23 protein-coding genes are annotated in these 23,518 nt (G+C 58.3%); 12 read left to right on the top strand and 11 right to left on the bottom strand.

What is annotated here, in order from left to right; genetic code table 11:
* The first annotated feature begins 68 nt into the window (after positions 1 to 68).
* Positions 69 to 980 carry an oxygen-dependent coproporphyrinogen oxidase gene (gene hemF, locus Q3Y58_RS17475; RefSeq protein WP_319623142.1) on the top strand — a complete coding sequence of 304 codons (912 nt, stop codon included), beginning with the start codon at positions 69 to 71 and terminating at the stop codon, positions 978 to 980.
* 126 nt (positions 981 to 1,106) lie between these two features.
* Here hemF and fumC read toward each other — a convergent pair whose 3' ends face one another.
* The gene (gene fumC / locus Q3Y58_RS17470; protein WP_319623141.1) at positions 1,107 to 2,516 is read right to left on the bottom strand and encodes a class II fumarate hydratase; all 1,410 of its coding nucleotides are present in this window, start codon (positions 2,514 to 2,516) and stop codon (positions 1,107 to 1,109) included.
* Positions 2,517 to 2,731: 215 nt separating this feature from the next.
* Here fumC and Q3Y58_RS17465 point away from each other — a divergent pair, with 215 nt between their 5' ends.
* From Q3Y58_RS17465 to Q3Y58_RS17455, 3 genes are all read left to right on the top strand, one after another.
* Positions 2,732 to 3,853 (top strand): AAA family ATPase, encoded by a 1,122-nt coding sequence (locus tag Q3Y58_RS17465; protein WP_319623140.1) that lies wholly within the window; start codon positions 2,732 to 2,734, stop codon positions 3,851 to 3,853.
* A gap of 86 nt (positions 3,854 to 3,939) precedes the next feature.
* A complete protein-coding gene (locus Q3Y58_RS17460; RefSeq protein ID WP_319623139.1) occupies positions 3,940 to 5,217 on the top strand; it encodes an adenylate/guanylate cyclase domain-containing protein in 1,278 nt (425 codons plus the stop codon).
* A gap of 162 nt (positions 5,218 to 5,379) precedes the next feature.
* Entirely contained in the window at positions 5,380 to 5,892 is a 513-nt protein-coding gene (locus tag Q3Y58_RS17455) for a hypothetical protein (protein ID WP_319623138.1), read from the top strand.
* On the opposite strand, the gene Q3Y58_RS17450 is transcribed toward Q3Y58_RS17455, so the two are convergent.
* A complete protein-coding gene (locus tag Q3Y58_RS17450) occupies positions 5,860 to 6,444 on the bottom strand; it encodes a TetR/AcrR family transcriptional regulator (RefSeq protein WP_319623137.1) in 585 nt (194 codons plus the stop codon). The two genes, Q3Y58_RS17455 and Q3Y58_RS17450, sit on opposite strands and share 33 nt — an antisense overlap.
* Before the next feature lie 503 nt (positions 6,445 to 6,947).
* Positions 6,948 to 7,439, bottom strand: coding sequence for a MarR family winged helix-turn-helix transcriptional regulator (locus Q3Y58_RS17445; RefSeq protein ID WP_319623136.1), 492 nt, complete (start codon positions 7,437 to 7,439; stop codon positions 6,948 to 6,950).
* 159 nt (positions 7,440 to 7,598) lie between these two features.
* On the opposite strand from Q3Y58_RS17445, the gene Q3Y58_RS17440 reads away from it, so the two are divergent.
* From Q3Y58_RS17440 to Q3Y58_RS17430, 3 genes are all read left to right on the top strand, one after another.
* A complete protein-coding gene (locus Q3Y58_RS17440; protein ID WP_274218338.1) occupies positions 7,599 to 8,027 on the top strand; it encodes an organic hydroperoxide resistance protein in 429 nt (142 codons plus the stop codon).
* Positions 8,028 to 8,318: 291 nt separating this feature from the next.
* Positions 8,319 to 8,783, top strand: a complete 465-nt coding sequence (locus Q3Y58_RS17435) for a helix-turn-helix domain-containing protein (RefSeq protein WP_319623135.1) — start codon at positions 8,319 to 8,321, stop codon at positions 8,781 to 8,783.
* A 47-nt stretch (positions 8,784 to 8,830) separates the two neighbouring features.
* On the top strand, positions 8,831 to 9,343 hold the full coding sequence (locus tag Q3Y58_RS17430) for a hypothetical protein (protein WP_319623134.1): 513 nt from the start codon (positions 8,831 to 8,833) through the stop codon (positions 9,341 to 9,343).
* 65 nt (positions 9,344 to 9,408) lie between these two features.
* On the opposite strand, the gene Q3Y58_RS17425 is transcribed toward Q3Y58_RS17430, so the two are convergent.
* From Q3Y58_RS17425 to Q3Y58_RS17400, 6 genes are all read right to left on the bottom strand, one after another.
* On the bottom strand, positions 9,409 to 10,443 hold the full coding sequence (locus Q3Y58_RS17425; RefSeq protein WP_319623133.1) for a Tim44 domain-containing protein: 1,035 nt from the start codon (positions 10,441 to 10,443) through the stop codon (positions 9,409 to 9,411).
* An 87-nt stretch (positions 10,444 to 10,530) separates the two neighbouring features.
* The gene (locus Q3Y58_RS17420) at positions 10,531 to 10,953 is read right to left on the bottom strand and encodes a DUF1284 domain-containing protein (RefSeq protein ID WP_319623132.1); all 423 of its coding nucleotides are present in this window, start codon (positions 10,951 to 10,953) and stop codon (positions 10,531 to 10,533) included.
* Positions 10,950 to 12,155, bottom strand: a complete 1,206-nt coding sequence (locus tag Q3Y58_RS17415) for a CCA tRNA nucleotidyltransferase (RefSeq protein ID WP_319623131.1) — start codon at positions 12,153 to 12,155, stop codon at positions 10,950 to 10,952. Before Q3Y58_RS17415 ends, Q3Y58_RS17420 begins: the two co-directional genes overlap by 4 nt.
* On the bottom strand, positions 12,148 to 12,420 hold the full coding sequence (locus Q3Y58_RS17410; RefSeq protein ID WP_274218332.1) for a DUF6111 family protein: 273 nt from the start codon (positions 12,418 to 12,420) through the stop codon (positions 12,148 to 12,150). The genes Q3Y58_RS17415 and Q3Y58_RS17410 overlap by 8 nt, the downstream gene beginning before the upstream one ends.
* Positions 12,420 to 13,064 carry a CoA pyrophosphatase gene (locus Q3Y58_RS17405; protein ID WP_413697840.1) on the bottom strand — a complete coding sequence of 215 codons (645 nt, stop codon included), beginning with the start codon at positions 13,062 to 13,064 and terminating at the stop codon, positions 12,420 to 12,422. The genes Q3Y58_RS17410 and Q3Y58_RS17405 overlap by 1 nt, the downstream gene beginning before the upstream one ends.
* A gap of 20 nt (positions 13,065 to 13,084) precedes the next feature.
* Positions 13,085 to 13,672 carry a DUF1285 domain-containing protein gene (locus Q3Y58_RS17400; RefSeq protein WP_274218330.1) on the bottom strand — a complete coding sequence of 196 codons (588 nt, stop codon included), beginning with the start codon at positions 13,670 to 13,672 and terminating at the stop codon, positions 13,085 to 13,087.
* Between the two features lie 344 nt (positions 13,673 to 14,016).
* On the opposite strand from Q3Y58_RS17400, the gene Q3Y58_RS17395 reads away from it, so the two are divergent.
* From Q3Y58_RS17395 to Q3Y58_RS17380, 4 genes are read left to right on the top strand one after another with little or no spacing between them, the layout of a single operon-like run.
* Positions 14,017 to 15,030, top strand: a complete 1,014-nt coding sequence (locus Q3Y58_RS17395) for an AAA family ATPase (RefSeq protein WP_319623129.1) — start codon at positions 14,017 to 14,019, stop codon at positions 15,028 to 15,030.
* A 34-nt stretch (positions 15,031 to 15,064) separates the two neighbouring features.
* Positions 15,065 to 15,973, top strand: a complete 909-nt coding sequence (locus tag Q3Y58_RS17390) for a DUF58 domain-containing protein (protein ID WP_319623128.1) — start codon at positions 15,065 to 15,067, stop codon at positions 15,971 to 15,973.
* The gene (locus tag Q3Y58_RS17385) at positions 15,970 to 18,780 is read left to right on the top strand and encodes a DUF4159 domain-containing protein (RefSeq protein ID WP_319623127.1); all 2,811 of its coding nucleotides are present in this window, start codon (positions 15,970 to 15,972) and stop codon (positions 18,778 to 18,780) included. Before Q3Y58_RS17390 ends, Q3Y58_RS17385 begins: the two co-directional genes overlap by 4 nt.
* 14 nt (positions 18,781 to 18,794) lie before the next feature.
* The gene (locus Q3Y58_RS17380; protein WP_319623126.1) at positions 18,795 to 20,876 is read left to right on the top strand and encodes a hypothetical protein; all 2,082 of its coding nucleotides are present in this window, start codon (positions 18,795 to 18,797) and stop codon (positions 20,874 to 20,876) included.
* A 14-nt stretch (positions 20,877 to 20,890) separates the two neighbouring features.
* On the opposite strand, the gene Q3Y58_RS17375 is transcribed toward Q3Y58_RS17380, so the two are convergent.
* The gene (locus tag Q3Y58_RS17375) at positions 20,891 to 21,394 is read right to left on the bottom strand and encodes a GNAT family N-acetyltransferase (RefSeq protein ID WP_319623125.1); all 504 of its coding nucleotides are present in this window, start codon (positions 21,392 to 21,394) and stop codon (positions 20,891 to 20,893) included.
* Between the two features lie 284 nt (positions 21,395 to 21,678).
* Positions 21,679 to 22,170 carry an NUDIX domain-containing protein gene (locus Q3Y58_RS17370; RefSeq protein WP_319623124.1) on the bottom strand — a complete coding sequence of 164 codons (492 nt, stop codon included), beginning with the start codon at positions 22,168 to 22,170 and terminating at the stop codon, positions 21,679 to 21,681.
* A 386-nt stretch (positions 22,171 to 22,556) separates the two neighbouring features.
* On the opposite strand from Q3Y58_RS17370, the gene Q3Y58_RS17365 reads away from it, so the two are divergent.
* The gene (locus Q3Y58_RS17365; RefSeq protein WP_319623123.1) at positions 22,557 to 23,489 is read left to right on the top strand and encodes a metallophosphoesterase family protein; all 933 of its coding nucleotides are present in this window, start codon (positions 22,557 to 22,559) and stop codon (positions 23,487 to 23,489) included.
* Positions 23,490 to 23,518: the final 29 nt, after the last annotated feature.

Below are 23,518 nucleotides of genomic sequence, written 5' to 3'. Positions count from 1 at the left end.
TGAACCAACCCGCATTTTCACCTAGTTGAGAACAATTCTAAATAAACCAAATGTTTTCGGAGCATGTCATGAGTGAGCGCGGCGGACCGATCCCCTCCAACATCGAAGAGAAAAAGGAAACCGCCACCCGCTGGTTCTCCGAGCTGCGCGATCAGATCTGCGCTGCCTTCGAGAAGCTGGAGGACGACATTGCCGTTGAGAACGGCCCCTTGAGCGATCAGCCTGCCGGGCGTTTCGAGCGCACACCATGGGAGCGCACCGATCATACCGGTGCCAAGGGCGGCGGCGGCGTCATGTCCATGATGAAGGGCCGCGTCTTCGAGAAGGTGGGCGTCCACGTGTCAGCGGTGCACGGGGAGTTCTCGCCGGAGTTTCGCGGCCAGATCCCCGGAGCCAATGAAGACCCGCGTTTCTGGGCCTCCGGCATTTCCCTCATTGCTCATATGCACAATCCAAATGTGCCAGCGGTGCATATGAACACCCGCATGGTGGTCACCACACGCCAGTGGTTTGGTGGCGGCGCTGACCTGACCCCGGTTCTCGATGCCCGCCGCACACAGGAAGACCCGGACACCATCGCCTTCCATGAGGCCATGAAGGCGGCGTGTCACGGCCACAACGGTGCCGACTACGAGCATTACAAGAAGTGGTGCGACGACTACTTCTACCTCAAGCACCGCAACGAACCGCGCGGTATCGGCGGCATCTTCTACGACTACCACAACACCGGCGACTGGGATGCGGACCTTGCCTTTACCAAGTCCGTTGGCCGCAGCTTCCTTGAGATCTACCCGAAGCTTGTGCGTGCGAACTACCTCAAGCCATGGACCGAGGCGCAGCGTGAGGAGCAGCTCGTGCGTCGTAGCAGGTATGTAGAATACAACTTGCTGTACGACCGCGGCACCATCTTCGGGCTGAAGACCGGCGGCAACGTTGCCTCCATCCTCTCCTCCATGCCTCCAGTAGTGAAGTGGCCCTAAGCCACCTCACCCCACTTGCGTCATCCCGGACAAGTGACGCGAAAGCGAAACGCAAATCCGGGATCCAGCGCAAAACGGGCACGCACCAGCGTGCCCCTGTCCCGCATTGAACGCCGACCATGGGGCCTATCTCGGCATCACCATCAGTTCCGGACGCACGATCAGGTCAAACTCATCCGCCGTCACATAGCCAAGCCGCAGGGCCTCCTCACGCAAGGTGGTATGGTTCTTGTGCGCGGCCTTGGCGATTTCGGTTGCCTTGTCGTAACCGATCTTGGGCGCAAGCGCCGTCACCAGCATGAGCGAGCGTTCCACCAGCTCCTCGATGCGGTCCTTGTTGGCCTTGATGCCCACCACACAGCGGTCGGCAAAGCTCACCATGGCATCACTCATCAGCTGAATGGATTGCAGCACGCTCTCCGCAATCACCGGCTTGAACACGTTAAGTTCAAAATGCCCGGTCGCACCGGCCACCGTCACCGTGGTCTCATTGCCCATCACCTTGGCGCAGACCATGGTCAGTGCCTCAGCCTGAGTGGGGTTCACCTTGCCGGGCATGATGGACGACCCCGGCTCGTTTTCAGGCAGAGAAATCTCGCCCAAGCCGGAACGCGGACCGGACCCGAGAAAGCGAATGTCATTTGCAATTTTCATCAGGGAAACCGCGAGGGTGTTCAGCGCACCATGGGCAAACACAAGGGCGTCGTGGGTCGCCAGCGCCTCAAACTTGTTCTCCGCCGTCTTGAAGGGAAGCCCCGTCACCTCTGCGACCTTCGCGGCAAAGCTTGCGGCAAACTCGGGCGTGGAGTTGATGCCCGTTCCCACCGCAGTGCCGCCTTGCGCCAGCCGATAAAGCCCCACCAGCGCCTGCTCCAGCCGCTCGCGCGATAGGCGAAGCTGCGCCACATAACCGGAAAACTCCTGCCCAAGTGTCAGGGGGGTTGCGTCCTGTGTGTGCGTCCGGCCAATCTTCACGATGTCTGCAAATGCCTCCACCTTGGCCTGAAGGGCATCCTCCAAATGGCGCAGGGCAGGCAGCAGCTTGGTGTTGATTTCCACGGCCGCAGCAATGTGCATGGCGGTCGGGAATGTGTCGTTTGAAGACTGACCCAAATTCACATGGTCGTTGGGGTGCACAGGGTTCTTGGAACCAACCTCCCCGCCGAGAATCTCAATCGCCCGGTTGGCGATCACCTCATTGGCGTTCATGTTGGACTGGGTGCCAGAGCCCGTCTGCCACACGGAAAGTGGAAAGTGCTCGTCCCAGCGCCCGCTGGCCACCTCCTGCGCCGCCTGCTTGATCGCCCCTGCAAGCCTTGGCTCCAGCCGCCCCTCTTGTTCGTTGATGGCAGCGGCGGCCAGCTTCACCACGCCCAGCGCATGCACCAATGGCACCGGCATCTTTTCGATCCCAATGGGAAAGTTGATCAAGGAACGGGCTGTCTGCGCGCCCCAATACTTGTCCACTGGCACCTCCAAAGGACCAAAACTGTCAGTTTCAGTGCGGGTTACGGCAGCAGTGGACAGCAGACTCATGACGAACTCCTCTTGAAAACGGCAGGCGGCCACTGAAGCCGCCCAAACGAAATCCTAGTGACTATTACGAGGTAAGCACGCCAAATCCGCCAATCAATGCCTGCAGGCTGACCTTACCGTGAACAGAGCGTTTTCGAAGGTCTCTCGCCCTTGCATGGTGGCCATCTGCTTGTATGCTCATCCCTTCCCGTCCTCAACTTCTGCGGATCCGTTCCATGGGCATGCCTCCACTTTCTGCCATCGGCATTGAAAACTACCGGTCAGTGCGCTCCATCTTCATGCGCGTGGGGGCCCTCAACGTATTCATTGGCAAGAACGGCACCGGAAAGACCAATCTTTACAAGTCTCTGGAACTTCTCCAGCAGGCCGCTCTTGGTCGCATCACCCGCGCCGTGTCAGAGGATGGCGGCGTGGAAAGCGTCATGTGGGCCGGGGGCCGCAAAGTTCATGACAAGGCGCAGATCCGTTTGCGCGCCGATCTGGGCGACCTCTCCTACAAGATCACCCTGGGCCTTCCAAACCCCATTTCCGATCCAGCGCTTCCCCTCGAAACAATGGTGAAGGAGGAGGAGCTGAACCTCCTGACGGGACGCAGACCTGTATGCCTCATGCAGCGTAAAGGCCCAAGCGTCTTCCTGCGAGCGAGCGATGGTGAGCGCGTCACCTATGACAACGAGCTGCTGAGCTCAGAGACAGCCCTTGCCAACATTCGCGACGGCGCTCGCTTTCCCGAGCTGGATGTGGTTCGCCACACACTGGCTGAATGGCGGTTTTACCATAGCTTCCGCACAGACAAGGACAGCCCCTTGCGCCAGCCAAGCGCCAATGTCACCACGCCCACCTTGTCCTCCAATGGCAGCGACCTTGCAGCTGTTTACGCCACCTTGAAGGAAATCCGGCAGGACGCCCACCCGCTTTACATGGCGGTGGAAGATGCCTTTCCCGGCAGCCGCCTGCTGATTGAGGCCAATGGTCAGGACTGCCGCTTTTCCCTAGAGACGCCCGAAATCCAGCGCCCCTTCCCGGCAAGAGAGCTGTCGGACGGCACGCTTCAATATCTGGCCCTTCTTGGCGGTCTGCTGTCCTATCGGCTGCCTGCTTTCGTGGCGCTCAACGAACCGGAAACAAGCCTCCACCCAGACTTGCTGGAACCACTCGCCAAGGTCATTGCGCAGGCCGCCGAGCGAGCGCAAATCTGGATTGTCACCCACTCCGAGCAACTCGCAGAACACCTCATCACCCATGCCGGGGCCTATCCGCGCCGCATCTACAAGGAGGAAGGCCAAACCCAGATCGATGGCCTCAAGGTTACAGGCGAGTTTGTGGGCGACGATTAAAACTGTTCTGCAAGGCCACCCATTTTCTTAGTGCCTCCAGAAGACTAAATAACAAGGTGGCTTCACCGCGTTCATGGAACCAGGCAATGACAGAGCAAGAAACCCGCATCACCCACACCTATCCGTCCTCCGTTTTTGTGATGCATCGCAAGCAGATCAACGAAGCTGCCTTCACGCCGCTCACAGAACTGGACCTGAAACGGTGGTTGCTGCACGGGGCAAACTTTGAGGAAGACCTGCTGGACCTTTACAACGCCTTCATGCATCGCCTTGTGGGCGCAGGCTTTCCAATCATCCGCTCCACCTTGCACATGGGCACGCTCCACCCGCAGCTTTATGCCTATGGCTGGCATTGGAACCGCAGGGAAGGCTATTGCGACGAGTTCAAGGTGGAAGAAGCGGTTTTGCAAACGGATTCCTACCGCAAGAACCCGCTCTATCGCTGCATTGAGTTTGGCGAAGAGTTTCACCAGTACCTTCCAAACCAACCGGAAGAAAAACTCAGCCCATTGATGCGGGAACTGAGGGATTTGGGGCATACGGAATATGCCGCGCTCCCCATGCAAACGGGTGGCAAGCTGCACCACACCGTCACCTTTTCCACCGATCAGGAAGGCGGCTTTACCAAGGACCAGTTCGCCTCCATCCGCATCCTCTTGGACCTTTTTGCCCTGCATGTGGGCCGCCATGCCATCAAGCGCATCGCCCGAAACGTCATGAACACCTATCTGGGCGAGGCGGCAGGCCAAAAGGTATTGGCTGGCAACATCAAGCGCGGCTCGGGGGAGCCCATCAACGCCATCATCTGGGCCTCAGACCTGCGCGGCTCAACAGATCTGTCGGACCGTTTGGAAAACAGCGAAATGCTGCGAGTGCTGAACCGATACTTCGAGTGTCTCGCAGGGGCGGTGATTGACCATGGCGGAGAAGTGCTGAAGTACATAGGCGATGGCCTGCTGGCCGTATTTCCTTTCGACCAGTTCGACACCGACAGCGCAGCGGCAGAGGCGGCACTTTCAGCCGCAAACTCCGCACTGCAGCGCCTCGAAACCCTCAATAATGATAAGGAAGCCCTGCCCGGCATTTCGGGGTGGCGTCCCTTGCGCACCGGCATTGCCCTGCACTCGGGGGAGGTTTTCTTCGGCAACATTGGTGCCCCGCAGCGTCTTGATTTCACCGTGACCGGGAAGGCGGTCAACGTCACCTCACGGGTTGAAAGTCTCACCAAATCCTTGAAAAGACCGTTGCTGGTTACAGAACCCGTGGCCCGGCTCGTGAGCTACGAGCTGGAAGGGCTCGGTCCGCATTCTGTAAAAGGTGTTTCCCAGCCCTTGGAGATTTTCACGCCCAAAGTGCCACACTAGTGCTTTGAACACCTGCTTTCATGGCGGTGGAGGCCCTTCGCCCTACAGAAAAGCAAGGCTTGAGGCTTGGGTGGCGCGCTGCCACCCTGCCATGAGATCGAGGAACACACTCCGGTCTTGAAAAGCGGTTTCTAGAGCACGGCACAGAAGGGGAATGACGCAATGGCTGGCAACCCGTCACCACGAAAGCTGGCAGGGGTTCTTCCCTCACTCAGTTTCGCAACGCTTGGTGCCATGTTCATCTCCGGCTTTTTTGCAACCATCGCCTTTGACTTTTGGGGCCAGGTCCTCAGTCCGGGCCTTGGCTTTGCAAACCTGTCGCCGCACGGTCTGGCGCGCAGCCTGCTAAGCACCCTTGGCCTGCCGAGCAACGACTTTGCTGGATACTTCGTGCATTTCTACCTTGTCGGCCTCATCGGCTATCCCATTGGCTGGATGTACATCTTCGCGCCAATCTGGCGAATGATCTTTGGCGACACCAACTGGTTCCTTCCCTCCGCCATCTATGGCTTCGGCCTTTGGGTGTTTGCAATTGGCGGCATTACAGCGGTTGCGGGCCTGCCTTTTTTCTTGAACTTCACCGGCATCACATGGGTCGCACTTGTTGGCCATGTGCTCTACGGCATTGTCATGGTTGCACTCTTAAGCCTTTTGGAGCACCGCAAGGCCACCTAGTGAGCCCTTTTGGGTGAGCACGTCAAACACCCCAACATCGTCCAGGGCCCGCGCGGTCACGATGGCCCCCTCCATCAACGCGATCGTTCGCAGGGCTTCCGCTTCAATGGCGTCTTCAGCAGCACCTGGAAACTGGCGGCTGTGAACCCCCTTCAGCCACGCCAGATTACGCTGGAAAAAGTCTCTTGCCGCCAGCTGCACCGGCGCAGAAAGGCCTGCGCTTTCGGCGGCCAGCACACCGCAAAGGCACATCTTGCCTTCCACCATCAGCGCGCGGCGAAACAACCCGGCATATGCAGCAAGAAGCTCCTCAGGCCCGCGGCTTTCATCCCCCGGATCGCCCAGAGCCCTCAGGAACCGGTCCGTGTAAGAGCGAGCAACGGCAGCCCCGAGCGCATCCTTGGTGGGAAAGTGGTGATGCACGCTGGCGCTTTTAATGCCCACATCACCAGCCACATCCCGGAAGGAAAACCCATGGAATCCAGCGGTGCGGATCCGGCTTTCAGCAGCTTCCACAATGCGCTCCACAGTCGTCTTTTCTGTCTTTGCCATCTCGCACTATTCCCGGTAGCCACCAATGCTCTGACAAGAGCCACTAATTGTTCCCAGCAGAACACCTCGAACCAGCGGTGCTTTAAACAAGCGGCTTTCCGGCTGGGCACCGGCAAAACCCCGTCACCATGACCTGACCAAGCTAGGTACGCCCAAACACGACACGCCACCTGTCGCGAGACCACTGCAGCCAGAACCATCGTCGCCAGAACCACCGTAGCCAGGCCACCGCAGCCAGACCACCGCAGCCAGACCACCGCAGCCAGACCACCGCAGCCAGACCACCGCAGCCAGACCACCGCAGCCAGACCACCGCAGCCTATCTATTGATAGATAGCTCTAGACGCCCGCAGAGGCAACATGCGCCGGACGGCATTCATAGACTGGCAATTAGCGGCGACCCGAAGCCGGAAACCTCAGACGAATGCAGCCCCGCTGTTCTCTGCCTTGCTGGCATCAGGTGCTCGCGCCGCTGCCCCTCGGCGAGTGTCTGCCGTTTCGCTCTACCGGCCCGCTTTCACCAGCATTTCCTGTACCCTATTCAACTCACGCACCAGATGCTGAACATCGTCCATGCTCATCTCAAGACCCTCGACGGCGCATCGTTGCACTTCGCAGATGCCCTGCCCAAGCGCCCTGCCCTGCGCCGTCAGGCTAATGATCACCTGACGCTCGTCTTTGGCCGACCGTTCCCGCTTCACCAGCCCCATCTCTTCAAGCCGCTTGAGGAGAGGTGTCAGCGTGTTCGATTCCAGAAACAGCGTCTCGCCCAAGTCGCTTACCCGCTGGCCATCCTTCTCAAGAAGCGCAAGGAGCGTGATGTACTGCGGGTAGGTAATGCCCAGCTCTTTCATGAGAGGCTTGTAAAAGCGGTTAAAGGCGTGGTTCGCCTTGTAGATCGCAAAGCAAAGATGGCTATCAAGCGCAAGCCTTTGAAACTCTTCGCTTTCGCAGCCTTCTGTTACCAAGCCTTGCTGTTTGTTCTTTTCTGACATCCGACCGTCTTTCTGGGGGAGCGGCATGCTCATCGCCATTACATCGCACACGATTATTTCAAAATCTTATTGACAACGCAACACCGTCGCCCGTATTTATATCGTACACGATCTAATCGCTACCGATATTTACCACCCTTTACCAAGCTGGAGATAGTCATGTCTGTGAACGTTCTTTATCAAACCGCTGCAGTTGCAACCGGTGGCCGCGACGGCACCGCCAAGACTCTGGACGGTTCTCTCGAACTGAACCTGTCCACCCCGAAGGAGCTGGGCGGCGCCGGTGGTGCGGGCAACAACCCCGAGCAGCTGTTTGCAGCTGGCTACGCCGCGTGTTTCATTGGGGCCATGAAGTTCGTCGCATCTCAGCGTTCCGACGTGACCATCCCGGCCGATGCCAATGTGGAAGCGACCGTTGGCATCGGCCCTCGCTCCGAAGGCGGCTTTGGTCTTGAGGTTGCACTGAAGGTCGCCCTTCCGGGCCTGGACAAGGCACTGGCTGAAGAAGTCGTCGCCGCTGCGCACGAAGTCTGCCCTTATTCCAACGCAACCCGCAACAACATCGCGGTCCAGCTGTCCCTCGCATAACAGCCTGCACTTCTTGCCCCGCAAACACCCAGCAGCGCAGCTTCCCAAGCCGCGCTGTTTCCTTATCCGCATAAACGTCCCCCTCAGATGGAGGAGTGGACCCCTTTGGCTGTTTAAGTCAAAGACCTCCCTGCTGGCCCAACTTACGGCATGCCTGCGATCAGATTTTTCTGTTTGTCTGCGTCAAGGCGGGTTAAGTTCGGGCCACTGTCGGGGTTGTGTCGGGTTCGTGTCGTGGTGTTTTTCCCGCCAAATGCGAAAGATCGAGGCGTTCGAAGGGGGCCAGAGGTAATGAAGGTGAAAGAGCTACGTCAGCAAAAAGGGCTGTCGCAAGAGCAGCTTGCCGAGATGGCAGGCGTCAGTACCCGCACTTTGCAGCGTATTGAAAATGGTGCCAACCCAAGCACCGAAACCTTGAAGTGCCTGGCCTCCGCATTAGAGATCAACTTTGCCGATCTGCGGGAGACACCTCACATGACGCATCCAGACACCCACGAAAACACAGAGCCCACACCCGCCATGCTGGCCGCTGTGCGCGCCTATGACGCCAAAAACGAGCAGCAGGAAACCGTCAACTCATTCAAAGGGCATTTTTCGCGCTACCTGATCGTGATGGCCCTGCTCACGCTCATCAATCTGGTCACCAACCCTGACTACTTCTGGGTTGTCTGGCCCGCTCTAGGCTGGGGCATCGCAATTGCCTTCCACGCTTGGGACGCCTTCATGGTAAAGCGCCAGGTGTCCAGCTCGTCCTGACAGAGTAACACCCCGTTCACTCTCACAACTCAGGACACGAAAACACAATGCTTCTGCAAATTTTTACAGGCGCCCCATGGTGGGTTTGGCCGCTCTTCGTACTGCTCTGCGTCATCGGCTTCAGAGCAACAAAGCCCCGCTGCACGTCCATCAAGTCCTTCCTGATCCTGCCGCTCCTTGGAATTCTGTCTGCGGCATACATTGCAGCACTCCCCCACCCGGCACTGGCGTGGAGCAGTTTTCTGGGCTTTGGCGGCCTTGGGGGCTTGCTCTTCTTTTCGTGGCAACGCGGCCAGATCGGCGGCATTTACGGCCCCAAGGTGGAGCTTGCCGGTGAATGGGCCACCTTCGCCATGATCATGCTCTCGTTCTGGAGCAACTTCGGCTACGGTGTTTTCTCCGCAGTCGCCCCAACCGCCGCAACCACCTCGCTAGCCATCGCCCTGTATGCCTCAGTCATCGGGTTCGCAGGAGGAAGCTTCAGCGGCAGAGCCATTCAAATTCTGGTGCAGGCGCGCAAGACAAACCAGACCCCGCCGCCGTTGCAGCAAACGCGCTAGGAACAAAAAGCCCCACCAGAGGCGGGGCCTTAAAGTCGCAATTTGGGTTCAGTCTGAGTTTCAGCTTATGGCTGCTGAATGGCAGATAGCTTCCAAGGTTCACCCGCTTGCCGGACGAACGTCCAGATTTCGGTGCGCTCTTCCGGCACCTCCGGGTTGCCCTCAACCACCTTGTTGGTGGCCCGTTCGCGGGTCACATCAATGGACTCATAGCGCATGGCAACCGTTGCAAAGTCTTGGTCGCCCTCACGCCACGCTTCAGAAAGGTCGCCCTGAAGCAACTTGATGTCGCGCACCTCGTTGATCAGGCCGTTGGACGCCGCTTGGCCCAGCTCCTCAGCGAAGTAACCCATGATTTCCGGCGTGGTCAGCTGACGGATGGCACCATAGTCCTCGTTGCCATAAGCAGTCCACACCGTGGTCAGCATCTCTTCGAAACGGTCAAAGTCATCAGCGGTCAGGCCGACTTCATCGTCTGCCGGGGTAGCACTTTCTGCAGCCGGTGCGGCCTGCTCCTCGTGGATCGGGCGCGCACCTGCATTGGGCACAGAACTGCCAGCCCGTGCGCCACCAGCGTCATTGAACTCGAAGTTCTGGCTCGGGTGCGGCGCATAGCCGTGTCCGGCACCTGCCGCCTGCGGTTGCTGGCGCGAGCGCAAGAAACGCATCAACAGCCACACCGCGCCGCCAATCAGCAGCAGCTGGAACAAGAGGCCCATGAAACCGGCAAAGCCGCCGAGGCCGTGGCCCATCAGCATGCCAATCAAACCGCCAAGCATCAAGCCGCCCAGCATGGTGCCCATGAAGCCGCCACCAAACATGCCACGACGCTGCTGGGTTGCGGCACCGGCCTGCTGGGTCCGGGTCTGCTGTGCTGCACCGGCAGGCTGAGTGGCCTGATTGTTGGGCGTCATGGACCGTTGCAATGGCTGGGTCTGCGGCGCTGTGTTGGTCGTCTTCGGTGCGGTATAGGTGCGAGACCCCCGGCTGCCGAAGCTGAAGCCACGTTTCGCTTCCGCGAACTCGGCTGTTACAAAAATAACGGCGACTGACAAGATCAACAGGCTCAGTACCCGCCGAGATTTAGTAAAAAAACGCATGTGTTTCCTGCAGTAACAAGACAAAAACCGATCTACTCTCGGATATAGTCAGGCTACGCTGGAATAAAAGTATCTCAGATGTGTTTTTTATTGGAGACACGCGCCGGGAAAGCCCCGCCGTGCGATGGTACGACACGTTTCCTGCCACTCGCAGCCGCCACACGCCTGCTGCATCCGCCCCTCTTGATAGGCCGCGCGCAACTTCGCAATCTCCGGACCGGAAAGTGAAAATGCTTCACCCATAGGCAAAGCCCGGCCCAGAACCTTCTGCACCTGCTCAATGGCGCTCGCGTCGCGCTCATTCACGCTGTCGTTGAAGCAGTGCGGCTCGTCTTCCGTTGCAATCAGGCACTGACAGATGTCATCGGGGCCAGCAACCAGCCGGATGTCCTCTCCCGTGTTCAGCCGTTCAACAATCCGCACGTAGTTCGCGGTGAACGCCGGGTTATACCCCTTGCCCACAAAGGTCAGCATGCACAACAGGTGATGACCGCGCAGCTCAACTGTCATTGCTCCTCCGCTTCCAACACCTCAGCAAGCAGCACCTCTCGCCCCTTCTGATAGTCAGAGGCCTTCCAGCTCTCCTTCGCCGCCGCCAACAACTCGCCAATCCGGGGGCCAGGTGCAAGACCGGCTTGGATCAGATCCCGACCGGCAAGTGGAAGGGTCGGCACCTCCCAACTTTCGGCAAAGGCGAGCGGTGCCCGCAGTGCCTCTGGGCTCTCAACTTCCAATGCGGAAAGAAGAATACCATCCGACACCGCCTGGGGGGATAAGTCCACCATCAGCGACTTCAGATGCACCTCATCCAGCCCATTTCGGGCCAACGCATGGCGGGCTGCATTGGCACGCTCCTCACGCTTGCAGAAAATCCCGGAAAAACGCAAACCAGCGCAAATCCTTTCATTTTTTAACGCAACCATCCGCAGGTCTTTATCCCCCTGCCGGCCGAGCGCCGCTTCTGCAACCATCAATGCCAGAACCCGGTCAAGGCTTGTGGGCTCGCCCAGCGCCAACTCAAGAATGCCGTTGCCATCCATCAGCTGCAAAACCTCAGCCGCCCGCGGCGCTTCCAAAAGTCGGCTCAGTTCCTTGGTGACGCGTTCAGCAGAAAGCTCTGAAATCCCTTGCTTTTCAGCAGCACAAGCCGCAATGGCAATTGGGTCAGCCGCCCCCACACCATAGGTCGCGAAAAACCGGAAATACCGCAGGATGCGCAGATTGTCCTCGCGAATACGCTGGACGGCATCGCCGATAAAGCGCACACGCCGGTTCAAGCAGTCCTCAACCCCGCCAAGGGGGTCAAAAAGCACCCCCTCCCGGTCGACGTAGAGCGCATTCATGGTGAAATCGCGCCGGGCAGCGTCCCGTGCCCAGTCCCGGCCAAAGTGGACAACTGCGTGACGCCCGTTGGTTTCAACGTCCTCGCGCAAAGTGGTCACTTCAAAAGGTATCCCCTCGCAAACAAGGGTCACCGTACCATGGTCAATGCCCGTGGGAACGGCCTTCAGGCCCGCAGCCTCAGCTCGCTGAACGGTGATCTCCGGCAGGGCGGTGCAGGCTATGTCAACGTCGTCAACCCGTTCACCCAAAAGGGCATTTCGCACAGGCCCGCCAACAACGCGGGCGCGATCCCCGCCTTGTTCCAGAACATCAAACACGCGTTGAATGGCATCCGTTTCAAGCCATTCCTTGGTAATCAACTCAGCCATTCGGCTCTTCGTATCCCCCTGGGACGAACACACCATCAATCATCTGCGCAGGGCGATACTGAGAGCCTTGAGGGGCATAACCCACCGCCGCCATCACGATGAAGCTTGCAGCCACCAGTGCTAGACCGGAAATGGCAAGCCAGGCAATGGGGCCATCACGGAACTTGCGGTCCTCCTTCGCCTTCTTACCAAGATACAGCCAGATTGCGTATCCGATGAAGGGAACAAGGAACAAAAGTCCATGGGTGATAAGTACTCGAAGCATCAGGCATATACCGTGTTGTAAAGGCAGCGTAAGATCCCTGCAGTGACCCCCCAAATGTAGCGGTCCTCATAGGGCATGGCGTAGAAAAAGCGTTGTTTTCCAGCGAACTCGCGCGAGTGTGTCAAATGGTTCTGCGGGTTCATCAAAAATGAAAGCGGCACTTCAAACACATCCTCAACCTCATCCGGATTGGGAGTAAGTTTGAGTTCCGTCGAAGCCGTGGCGAGGATTGGCACCACCTTGTAGCCGGAGCCGGTCATGTAGGTGCCCATCGGCCCGATTGTGTTCACACAGGCCGGGTCCAGTCCCACCTCTTCCTGCGCCTCGCGCAGTGCCGCAGCAATGGGCCCGTTATCCTCCTTGTCGATCTTCCCGCCAGGCAGCGCGATCTGGCCCGCATGAGAGCGCAAGTGAGCGGTGCGCTGGGTCAGTACGATCCGCGCATCCGGACCATGGTTCACCGCAAGGATCAGCACCGCCGCGTCACGCAGCTTGCGTTCCTGATCGGCTGAATAGGCGAAATCGGGGTTCAGCAGATGGTCGCCCCCCACCCAGTTCCCATGGGAGTTCAGGCGCTGCTGCGCCCGCTGCCGAAAGCCGTCTATCGAATACAGATCAGGATTATCCCCGGGGGATGCATGCATCAGATTTGTAGGGCGCAAGCTCACTTATCCTCCAGTCGTTCTGCCGGGAAGAATGCCCCATTACTCTCAATCCCGAGAACAGATCCACCATCAACGTCATGCTCAATCATGTGGTCCGCCAACTCATAGAGCAACGGCCGCGCCAACAAGGCTTCCAGCTTGCCGCGCACATGGATGTACGGCTTCAGCCCGCCTGTTGCTTCTTCATTCTCAAACCGCATGGGGTGCTCAGGTCCTGCCGCTATCACATCGCCCGTATTGGTTCTGAACGTAAAGAGCGGGCCTTCGCCATCCTCACCCGGTTGATAGTCCATCTCAACCGCCAGAAACGGCGCATCGTCCACCGTAAGGCCAATCTTCTCAACTGGGGTTACGAGATAGTATTTTCCGTCGTCATCCCGCTTCAACACGCTGGCAAAAAGGTTGACCAAAGCCTGCCGCGTAATCGGCGTGCCCATATAGTACCATTGTCCATCGCTGGCGATCCGCATGTCCAGATCCCCACAAAATGGTGGATCCCATTTATCAATAGGTGGCAGAGACTTATCAGCGCCTCCCGCTCGATCAATCAAGGCTTGAAGGCCTGCCGGCATTTTCAGTTCGCTCATCCTTGGCCGCTCCTCCTTTGATTGTCTCTATGGTAAAGCTCTGAAATCGCAAGTACAGTGGGTTGCAACCAGTCATCAGTATGAGCTGAGACGGGAGCACCCTTTAAAATCTATGCATTCTTGCGGAAACTGCAATCGTGAAACGCGCCGAGGGTTGATCACCATCATGAAAACTACGTTGCGTTCTCATCATGTTAAGGCAATCATTGGACACTTGTTTAGATGCCGCAATTTTGACATCTCCGTGAAATTGCATGGAACACTTCCAGATTGAACCCAATATGATGGGTGGTCAATCTGGCCCACTGGCCGTTTTGTAGCAAAGTAGAAACCGTGGAGCACGCATGAACACCAACACCCCCGGCGTCTCGCAGGATCCCGAAGAAATCGTCAAGGCCTCCGAAGAGGCGATGGCGGCAATTATCAAGGCTCGCCAAGAAGTTGCGCGGGTTATCTTCGGGCAAGAGAGTGTGGTGGAACGCACCCTCGTAACCATCCTGTCAGGCGGTCATGGCCTGTTGGTGGGTGTCCCCGGTCTTGCAAAGACCAAACTTGTTGAAACACTTGGCACCGTGCTGGGTCTGGATGCCCGGCGCATTCAGTTTACGCCAGACCTCATGCCCTCCGATATCTTGGGCTCGGAAGTGATGGAGGAAGGGCCTGACGGCTCCCGCGCCTTCCGCTTCCTTCAAGGGCCGGTGTTCGCTCAGCTCCTCATGGCCGATGAAATCAACCGTGCGAGTCCCCGCACCCAGTCGGCGTTGCTTCAGTCCATGCAGGAATATCATGTGACCATCGCCGGTCACCGTCACGACCTGCCCCGTCCGTTCCACGTGCTCGCGACCCAGAACCCGCTGGAGCAGGAGGGGACTTATCCCCTCCCCGAAGCACAGCTCGACCGCTTCCTCATGCAGATAGATGTTCACTATCCTGACCTTGAAGCCGAGCGCCGGATCTTGCTTGAGACAACGGGAGCTGAAGAAGCCGCAGTCTCTGCCGTGGTCGGCGCCGAAGAGCTCATGCGCATTCAGGGGTTGGTGCGGCAAATCCCGGTAGGCGAAGCGGTCATCGAAGCCATTTTGCGCCTCGTGCGCGCCGCGCGGCCAGATCAGATGGAGGCGGGTAACCCGCTGTCAGACCTCATTGCATGGGGCCCCGGCCCGCGCGCCAGTCAGGCACTTATGCTCACTGTAAGGGCGCGGGCGCTGCTGGATGGCCGTCTTGCCCCAAGCATCGAAGACGTGTTCGCACTGGCGGAACCCGTTTTGCAGCACCGTATGGCCCTCACCTTTGCCGCAAGAGCGGACGGCCAGACGGTTCCCGGCATTATCAGAACCATTGTCGAGCGACAGCTCTGATCCATATAAGCCACTGGCACACCGGAGGAATTGAATGGCGCCCACTGCTGGCACCTCGCTGGAAAACATGACAGTTTCCGTGAAGGCCCGTTCGCTTTCCGAGACACTGCCCGACCTTTTGGTGGATGCCAGCAAGCTCGCTCAAACGGTGACGGCCGGTTGGCATGGCCGGAAACGCTCGGGCCCCGGCGAAACATTCTGGCAGTTTCGGCCGTTCCACAATGGCGAGCCGGTCAAACGCATCGACTGGCGTCGCTCTGCACGCGACAGCAACCTTTACGTGCGCGAACGAGAGTGGGAAGCTGCCCATACATTGTGGCTGTGGTCTGACTTGTCCCCCTCCATGCAATTTCGCTCTAAACTGAGCCAAACCACCAAACAGGACCGGGCGCTCCTGCTCCTGCTCGCACTCGCCAATCTTCTTGGCGATGCAGGAGAACGTGTGGGCGTACCTGACCTTGTTGCCCCGACAGCAAGCCGCCGCCTGTCCGAAACGATCGCCACCGCGCTTGTGCATCACGATGCGCCCGTGGCATTCCCCTCAGCACAGCATATCCGCCGGTTTTCGGATGTAATCCTCATCTCTGACTTCCTGGACACGCCGGAAGAAATTTCCGCATGGATTGGCAAGGTTGCCGCTTCTGGCGCAAAGGGACATCTCGTCCATATCCTTGATCCGATTGAAGAAACCTTCCCGTTCAACGGCCGGGTTGAGTTTGAGGATCCGGAAAGCGGCTTCAAGCTCCTGGCCGGACGGGCCGAAGAATGGAAGGAGAAATACCGCAGGCTGCTTGCTCAACACAAGGACAAGATCAGAACTACAGCGCGCCGTGCTGGTTGGTCCTACATTGAACATCACACGGATCATTCTCCAAGCGAACCGCTTTTGTTCCTGCATGCGCGCCTTGGATCAGACAACCGTGCTTTTGGAGGCGCCCTATGAGCAGCCTCTTCCCCGCCCTCGCTTTTTCTGCCCCTTGGGTGCTTGCGGGCCTTGTACTTCTCCCCGTTTTGTGGTGGCTGTTGCGGCTCACCCCACCCCGGCCACTGCAGACGGTTTTCCCGCCGCTTCGCCTGCTGTTAGACATTGAAAAACAAGAGGAAACGCCCAACAAGAGCCCATGGTGGCTCACGCTCCTGCGCTTGCTTCTGGCCGCCCTCCTTATCCTCGCGCTGGCCGGTCCCGTCTGGAACCCGCTCACACGAGCCGTCAGCGGCACCGATCCCTTATGGCTCATCATCGACAATGGCTGGGATGCAGCAAACACATGGGACCAGCAGCAACGCCTCGCCGACCTTCTCATTCACAATGCTGTCGAAAACGGCCAGCCGGTCTTGGTGATCGCCAGCGCCGATGGTCAGCGCCAGCAAGCAACTCTCACGGACGCCACCAGCGCCAGAGACCACATCCGGGCTTTGGAGCCGCGCAGCTGGCCAAGCAACCGCGAAGATGTTGCCAAGCTTTTGGAAACGTCAAGCACACAAGGCGAGGCAGGCGCTGTTGTATGGCTGCCCTCCCTGCTTGAAGCAGAAGGGGATGCGGCCTTCCTCTCCGCTCTCGCACAGCTGAACGCTGACGAAGTTGTGGTGTTTGAGCCCGATGCCCAAGTTATCGCACTGAAAAATCTGCGCAATTCGGCCGGATCCATGGAGATTGACGTCACCCGACTAAGCGCTGGTGAACCATCAGTCCACACCCTCATGGCCATCGACTCTAGAGGGAGAGCCATAGCGCAGCAGTCGATCACATTGGACGCAGGCACCGAAAGCGCGCAGGCCGTCTTTGATCTACCCTCGGATTTGCGCAACGATATTGCTCAGATCAATGTTGTTGGTCAGGCCTCCAGCGGCACCACGTTTTTGGTAGATGAACGCTGGAAACGCCGTAAAGTTGGCATCCTCACCGACAACCTTGCCCAAGAAGCACAGCCCCTGCTTTCCCCGCGCTATTATCTGACGCGTGCGCTGGCCCCCTTTGCGGACCTACCAGGAACTCGCAGCCGCGACCTGCGCCAAGCCATTGACGACCTTATAGATAAAGGCGTTACCGTAATGGTGCTCGCCAACATTGGCACCCTGCCATCTAGTGCGGAAGAGCGCTTGTCCCAGTGGGTTGAGAACGGGGGCACGCTGGTGCGTTTTGCGGGTCCGAACATGGCGGCCGAGGTGGACAGCCTGATCCCCGTGCGCCTTCGAGGAGGCGACCGGACCCTCGGCGGTTCACTTTCATGGAAACAGCCGCAACCAATTGGCAGTTTCTCCGAACAGAGCCCCTTCAGGACGCTTGCCGTTCCGCGCGATGTGAGCGTAAGCCGCCAAGTCCTCGCTCAGCCTTCGGTGGAGCTACCGGACAAGACCTGGGCCTCCCTTTCAGACGGCACTCCCCTCGTCACGGCAGATCGGCGCGGTCGCGGCCAGCTCGTGCTTTTTCACGTCACCGCCGATACAACCTGGTCCAACCTCCCGCTTTCCGGAGCGTTTGTAGAGATGCTGCAAGCCATCTCACGCAATGCAGCCGCACAAGCCACCGGCACGCCTGAACTAACAGAAACCAGCGGGTCCAGCACCGTTCTCGCGCCGTTTCGCGTCCTGAACGGGAAAGGACAGCTGACAACTCCGCCGCCAGAAGCACTGCCGGTAGAAGAAACAGCGCTTGCAGCTCTGCGCCCAACCCGCAACCATCAGCCGGGTCTTTATGGTGCCGATGGTGCGTTCACGGCACTCAATCTGCTCAAGCCTGAAGACACACTCACGCAAATTGACCTGAGCGGCGCGCCATCGGGCAGTGTGCGCGCCTACCCAGACCAGCAACCACTCGACTTGCGCGGCACGCTGTTTACCGCAGTTCTGGTGCTGGCACTGCTAGACACCCTCATCCGGATCTTCATGTCAGGTGCCCTGCAACAGCGCTTTGGCCATCGTGCGGCAACCGCCCTGCTGATCGCCGCCAGCTTGGCCGCATTCCCGATGGACTACGCAAAGGCCCAGGAAACCGATGAAGACTTTTTCGCACTGGATGCCACGCTGGACACACGTCTTGCCTATGTGCTGACCGGAAATGACGCCGTTGATGAAATCAGCCGGGCCGGACTGTTTGGCTTGACCCGGGTGCTTGCCGCTCGCACAGCGCTGGAGCCGGAAGCACCGGTAGGCGTCAATCTGGAGCAGGATGAACTGGCATTCTTCCCGTTCCTCTACTGGCCCATTGATGAAGACATGAACGCACCAAGCGACGCAGCCATTACCCGGCTTGATGCATACATGCGGAACGGCGGCACAGTACTCATAGATACCCGTGACCAGCTCTCCTCAGGGTCGGGTGGCTTTAGCGGCACACCCGCTCGCACCCGGCTGCGTGATATGCTGGCGAGCATCGACGTCCCGCCTCTCGAGCCGGTCCCTCAGGACCACGTATTGACCAAGACGTTCTACATCCTCTCCACTTTTCCGGGACGCTATGCTGGCAGCCCGCTTTGGGTGGAGGCTCTGCCACCGGCAAACGCATCAGGTGCTCGTCCCGTGCGCGTCAGTGATGGTGTATCCCCCATTCTGATCACGGCCAACGACATGGCTTCAGCCTGGGCCATAGACAGCGACGGCACCTACCTGTTTCCGACAGTGCCACCAGACCCATCTCAACGGGAAATGGCATTCCGCGTTGGCGTCAACATTCTGATGTACGTGATGACCGGCAACTACAAGTCCGATCAGGTTCACATTCCCGCTCTGCTTGAGCGGCTTGGACAATAGGAGAGCATGGAAGCATGATATGGTCTCTCTCCTTTGATCCACTTGTTCCGCTCTGGTTGCTCGGGACCGGCTCCGTGCTCGCCTTAGTCTTAAGCGCCCTGCTGTTTTACCTGGGCCTGCGCGGCGCGTTTCTTCGCATGCTCGCGCTGGCTTTGCTTCTCGTGGGCATTGCAAACCCCTCCCTCTATCAGGAGGATCGCACACCGCTTTCCACTGTTGTCGCGCTGGTAACTGATCGCAGCCAGAGCCAGAAACTTGATGGCCGCGCGCAAGACACTGAAGAGGCACGTGCAGCGATTGCGGAAAAAATCGAGGTGCTGGAAGGCTTTGACCTGCGTGAGGTGGGCGTTGAAACCGCAACGGGACTGCGCAACGACGGGACTGTTCTCTTCAGCGCTCTTGCAGACAGCCTCTCCGATGTGCCGCCAGAGCGGATTGGCGGTGCGATCGTGATTACGGACGGTCAGATCCATGATGTCCCGGAGAGCGCCTCGCAGCTCGGCTTTGAAGCACCACTTCATGCGGTCATTACAGGCCACCCGGAAGAGATTGATCGGCGTCTGCGAATTGTCTCTGCGCCCAAGTTTGGCCTTGTTGGCTCCCGCCAACCCGTCATGATGGAGGCCGTTCAATCCGGCAATGTGGCAGATGCGGATCAAACCGCCATGCTCACCATTCGCCACAACGGCTCGGGTGAGGAAAGCCGCATTGTGGAGGTCAACGAACCGTTCGAAGTGACAATCGAAATTGGCCACGGTGGCCAGAACCTTTATGAGTTCGAGATCTCGGCGGTCGACAATGAGCTGACGACAATCAACAATCGGTCGGTGGTCAGCGTCGACGGCATACGCGAAAACCTGCGCGTTCTTCTGGTTTCTGGCTCACCTCATGCCGGCGAGCGTACATGGCGGAACCTTCTGAAGTCCGATGCCGCCGTCGACCTCGTTCACTTCACCATTCTGCGTCCGCCTGAAAAGCAGGACGGAACGCCAATCAATCAGCTGTCCCTGATCGCCTTTCCAACACGTGAGCTGTTCTCCGTAAAGATTGACGAGTTCGACCTTATCATTTTCGACCGCTATGAACGGCGCGGCGTGCTGCCCCTGCTCTATTTCGACAACATCGCCCAGTTCGTCATGAACGGCGGGGCGGTGCTGGTGTCGGGCGGACCGGATTACGCAGACATCTCCTCCATATACCAAACGCCTCTAAGCCGCATTCTGCCCGCCGCACCCACCGGTCAGACACTGGATATGCCCTACCACCCTCAAATTTCAGAGCTCGGCGAGCGCCATCCCGTCACCCGACAACTGCCCGGTGCCGATGAAAGTCCGCCCGCATGGAGCCGCTGGTTCCGACTGGTAGATTCAACGCTGACGAGCGGCCAGAACCTGATGACAGGCGCTGATGATCGTCCGCTGTTGGTACTGGATCGTGTGGGAGACGGCCGTGTGGCAACGTTGCTTTCGGATCATGTGTGGCTTTGGGCGCGCGGATACGAGGGAGGAGGCCCGCATGTCACATTGCTGCGCCGCCTAGCCCACTGGCTCATGCAGGAACCGGACCTGAGCGAAGAAGCTCTGCGTTTACAGGCTAACGGTCAGGAACTGCAGATCGAACGCCAGACCTTGTCAGAGCAGGTTGATCCGGTCGTTCTGACCAGCCCTTCTGGGGAGACGGAAGTGCATGAGTTGGAAGCCATTGAGCCCGGCCTGTGGCGCAAAACCGTCGCCGCAACAGAGCTTGGGCTCTACGAGGCGGATGATGGCGTACGCCGGGCGCTGATCAATGTGGGACCAGCGAACCCGAAAGAGTTCCTCGAGGTGATCTCGACTGACAACGTCCTCGCCCCTCTTGTTGAGGCAACGAACGGCGGCACGCCGCGCCTTCGCTCAACACCGGCCTCTTTTGCAGTGCCGGACGTGACAGCACTTGGAGAAGCCAACAGCTACCACGGTTCTGGCTGGATTGGCCTGAAGCGCACAGACGCAAGTGTGCTGAACGGCATTAGAAAGTACCCCTTGTTTGCCGGCTTCCTCGGCCTTGCCTTGTTGCTTCTCGTGCTGTCAGCCATGTGGTACCGCGAAGGGCGGTAACACTGGCCGCCATCTTAGTGATCATGACCGGGTTTCACATGGCCAAAAGGCAGTGGACCATCTTGAAGCATAAGAATAAGAAGCCTGTCAGGATCAAATGGACCTGGCAGTTCAACTGTATGCTCAGGCACCTTCTGATAGCCCAAAGGCCCGTAATAGGGCGCATCCCCAATGAGCAAAATGGCGGGCACACCCTCAGCCTTGGCAGCCTCATGGGCTGTCGCCATCAAAGCCTTGCCAAGACCTCTGTTCTTGTAGGAAGGGCTGACCGTCAACGGCCCAAGCAGCATGGCTTGCGTTGTGCCAATCATGATCGGCGTCAACCGCACGGACCCTGCCAACACACCGTCGATCAAACCAACAAAGCTCAAGGATGCAGCCGCCGAGGCACCTTCTCTGATGCGAAACGCGGTACGTGCAAACCGCCCGGGGCCAAAGGCCTCTTCCTGCATCAAATCGATTTCGACGTCGTCCTGCGGCAGTTCCTGCCGAATAAACCAAGGGGGAGTAAGCATCATAAGACCATCATTGGAACCGTAAACTCGCGGCTCCACAGCGGTCACAGTCCCCTAGAGGCTATGGCAAACAGCTGTAAAACCACGACGACATGCGTCACGCACAGGGCGCTCGCTCAAGGTCATTCGTCGTCGGAGTACAAGCTTGGCCAATATTGGATCCTCTAGTGGCGTTACATTGCCAGATGTAAAATGAGCGGTTTCGTTAGCATGCTCTCTACTCAGCGTAAAGCCAGAAAATGGGCACGAGCACGAATAGGGTGATTTACCTAGTATTTTAGACAGTTCTACCAAAATACAGAGGCATCTTGCGCATTTCGCACCTCCATCAAACGGCGGCGTGTAGCTGGCGTAGTGCCTTGTGGCAGCGATTCTGGAGAAAAGAAGCCAACCTCAGCGATTTCATGGCCCGGCATTTGCCAGTGCGGATCCCGGTTCCAGTCCCGTACAACAAAAAAAGCAACATGGTCGCGCTGGGTTGCGTTGCGATTAAAGTGCATGGAAAGAAACTGAGGCGGCGTGACCGGGACGATGCCCGCCTCTTCTCGCAGTTCTCGGATAGCCGCCTGTTCGAGAGTTTCACCCGGATCAACGCCTCCGCCTGGCAGATACCAACCTTTAAGATACGTGTGTTTGACCAGCAGAATCTCACCGTCTTGATTAAACACAGCAATGCGCACCCCCAGGGTCATGGCCCGGCGGAACATGGCAAATGTGTGCACCAGTGTCCGAACAATCTTTGTTCTCAGGCTAATGTGACCGCTGTCCGCATCTACCACTCGGCATCCTCCCCTCTGACACCCTCGTTTTGCGCATAGCTCCCCTGCGCAATCAACAATACTCTTTTGCCGCGACTCCGCTAGAACGACGCTAGGTAAAGCTACAATGTAGCGCTATCTAGCTAATTCGCACAATTACCCTAGTATAAACCCCAATTATCGAGGCACATCATGTTTGCCGCATGGTTCCGTCACCGTCGCCCACATTCACGTTTCCGTTGGCAGCCAGCCCTGAATTCGTCCCAGCCACGGGTCATCTCTTGCCTTCGCATGGGCTACAACGGCTAACTGTTTTGTATGCGCGTTTTGTGGCCAATCCCATAAAATTCGGCTTGAACGCACATTACCACTTGAACTTGGGATCGCGTCAGTAAATATCCCAGATCATGTTCAAGCTTGTTCAAATTTCAGATCCGCACCTCGGCCCGCTGCCGGATGTAAGACCCATGCAGCTCGCGTCTAAACGCGTGCTCGGCTACATCAATTGGCAGCGCAATCGAGCACATTCCATGACCAACCACTATCTGGATGCGTTGGTTGAGGACATCCACGCAAGCGCTCCTGATCATATCGCGCTTTGCGGTGATCTGGTGAACATCGCCCTGCCCCATGAAATTGAGAGCGCGAAAGCTTGGTTGAGCACCCTTGGTAACCCTGAGGATGTGTCGGTAACACCAGGCAACCACGACGCCTATGTTCCCGGCGCACTCAAGGCAGCGACCACCGAATGGCGCCCCTACATGAGCAGCGACGCCGCCGCCGACAAACTGGCGAGCGATCCTGTTCCGTTTCCCTTTCAAAGAAGGCGCGGTCCAGTCGGCATAGTTGGCGTAAATACAGCGCGCGCGACGGGCCCATTCATGGCAACCGGGCACATGGAGGTCAAGCAACTGCTGGCCTTAGGCGAAGCGCTCGATTCAATGGCCAAACAGGGGCTGTTCCGTGTGGTGGTCATGCACCACCCGCCCGTGCGAGAGGCCACCAAGTGGCACAAACGCCTCGTTGGCTCCAGCCGCTTTAGGAAAGTGATTGCAGAGCACGGGGCGGAGCTGATCCTTCACGGGCATACCCACTACGCAACGCGCATGACCATTCCGGGACCAAGCGGTCCTGTGCCAGTAATTTGCGTGCCATCGGCATCAAATGGGCTGGGGCACAAGAAGCCCCCGTCCCGCTACAATACCTTTGAGATCTCCGGCACATCAGGGGATTGGAGGTGCAAGATGCACGAGCGCGGCTTCAAGGACGGCGCCCGAGGCATCATCGACATCGCAACAAATGAACTCGAGATCCCTCAGGGCTTGGCTGCAATGGCTTGAAGCGGCGACCTGGTGGCGCACCTCTGCAG

This window comes from Nesiotobacter zosterae (assembly GCF_033843645.1).
Classification (GTDB): Bacteria; Pseudomonadota; Alphaproteobacteria; order Rhizobiales; family Stappiaceae; genus Pseudovibrio; species Pseudovibrio zosterae.
This window is presented reverse-complemented; position numbering and strand designations above follow the sequence as displayed.

Bases quoted from the DNA above. Each gene is read 5' to 3' on its own strand.
- hemF (WP_319623142.1), top strand. From the start codon at position 69: ATGAGTGAGCGCGGCGGACCGATCCCCTCCAACATCGAAGAGAAAAAG.
- fumC (WP_319623141.1), bottom strand. From the start codon at position 2,516: ATGAGTCTGCTGTCCACTGCTGCCGTAACCCGCACTGAAACTGACAGT.
- Q3Y58_RS17465 (WP_319623140.1), top strand. From the start codon at position 2,732: ATGGGCATGCCTCCACTTTCTGCCATCGGCATTGAAAACTACCGGTCA.
- Q3Y58_RS17460 (WP_319623139.1), top strand. From the start codon at position 3,940: ATGACAGAGCAAGAAACCCGCATCACCCACACCTATCCGTCCTCCGTT.
- Q3Y58_RS17455 (WP_319623138.1), top strand. From the start codon at position 5,380: ATGGCTGGCAACCCGTCACCACGAAAGCTGGCAGGGGTTCTTCCCTCA.
- Q3Y58_RS17450 (WP_319623137.1), bottom strand. From the start codon at position 6,444: ATGGCAAAGACAGAAAAGACGACTGTGGAGCGCATTGTGGAAGCTGCT.
- Q3Y58_RS17445 (WP_319623136.1), bottom strand. From the start codon at position 7,439: ATGTCAGAAAAGAACAAACAGCAAGGCTTGGTAACAGAAGGCTGCGAA.
- Q3Y58_RS17440 (WP_274218338.1), top strand. From the start codon at position 7,599: ATGTCTGTGAACGTTCTTTATCAAACCGCTGCAGTTGCAACCGGTGGC.
- Q3Y58_RS17435 (WP_319623135.1), top strand. From the start codon at position 8,319: ATGAAGGTGAAAGAGCTACGTCAGCAAAAAGGGCTGTCGCAAGAGCAG.
- Q3Y58_RS17430 (WP_319623134.1), top strand. From the start codon at position 8,831: ATGCTTCTGCAAATTTTTACAGGCGCCCCATGGTGGGTTTGGCCGCTC.
- Q3Y58_RS17425 (WP_319623133.1), bottom strand. From the start codon at position 10,443: ATGCGTTTTTTTACTAAATCTCGGCGGGTACTGAGCCTGTTGATCTTG.
- Q3Y58_RS17420 (WP_319623132.1), bottom strand. From the start codon at position 10,953: ATGACAGTTGAGCTGCGCGGTCATCACCTGTTGTGCATGCTGACCTTT.
- Q3Y58_RS17415 (WP_319623131.1), bottom strand. From the start codon at position 12,155: ATGGCTGAGTTGATTACCAAGGAATGGCTTGAAACGGATGCCATTCAA.
- Q3Y58_RS17410 (WP_274218332.1), bottom strand. From the start codon at position 12,420: ATGCTTCGAGTACTTATCACCCATGGACTTTTGTTCCTTGTTCCCTTC.
- Q3Y58_RS17405 (WP_413697840.1), bottom strand. From the start codon at position 13,064: ATGCATGCATCCCCCGGGGATAATCCTGATCTGTATTCGATAGACGGC.
- Q3Y58_RS17400 (WP_274218330.1), bottom strand. From the start codon at position 13,672: ATGAGCGAACTGAAAATGCCGGCAGGCCTTCAAGCCTTGATTGATCGA.
- Q3Y58_RS17395 (WP_319623129.1), top strand. From the start codon at position 14,017: ATGAACACCAACACCCCCGGCGTCTCGCAGGATCCCGAAGAAATCGTC.
- Q3Y58_RS17390 (WP_319623128.1), top strand. From the start codon at position 15,065: ATGGCGCCCACTGCTGGCACCTCGCTGGAAAACATGACAGTTTCCGTG.
- Q3Y58_RS17385 (WP_319623127.1), top strand. From the start codon at position 15,970: ATGAGCAGCCTCTTCCCCGCCCTCGCTTTTTCTGCCCCTTGGGTGCTT.
- Q3Y58_RS17380 (WP_319623126.1), top strand. From the start codon at position 18,795: ATGATATGGTCTCTCTCCTTTGATCCACTTGTTCCGCTCTGGTTGCTC.
- Q3Y58_RS17375 (WP_319623125.1), bottom strand. From the start codon at position 21,394: ATGATGCTTACTCCCCCTTGGTTTATTCGGCAGGAACTGCCGCAGGAC.
- Q3Y58_RS17365 (WP_319623123.1), top strand. From the start codon at position 22,557: ATGTTCAAGCTTGTTCAAATTTCAGATCCGCACCTCGGCCCGCTGCCG.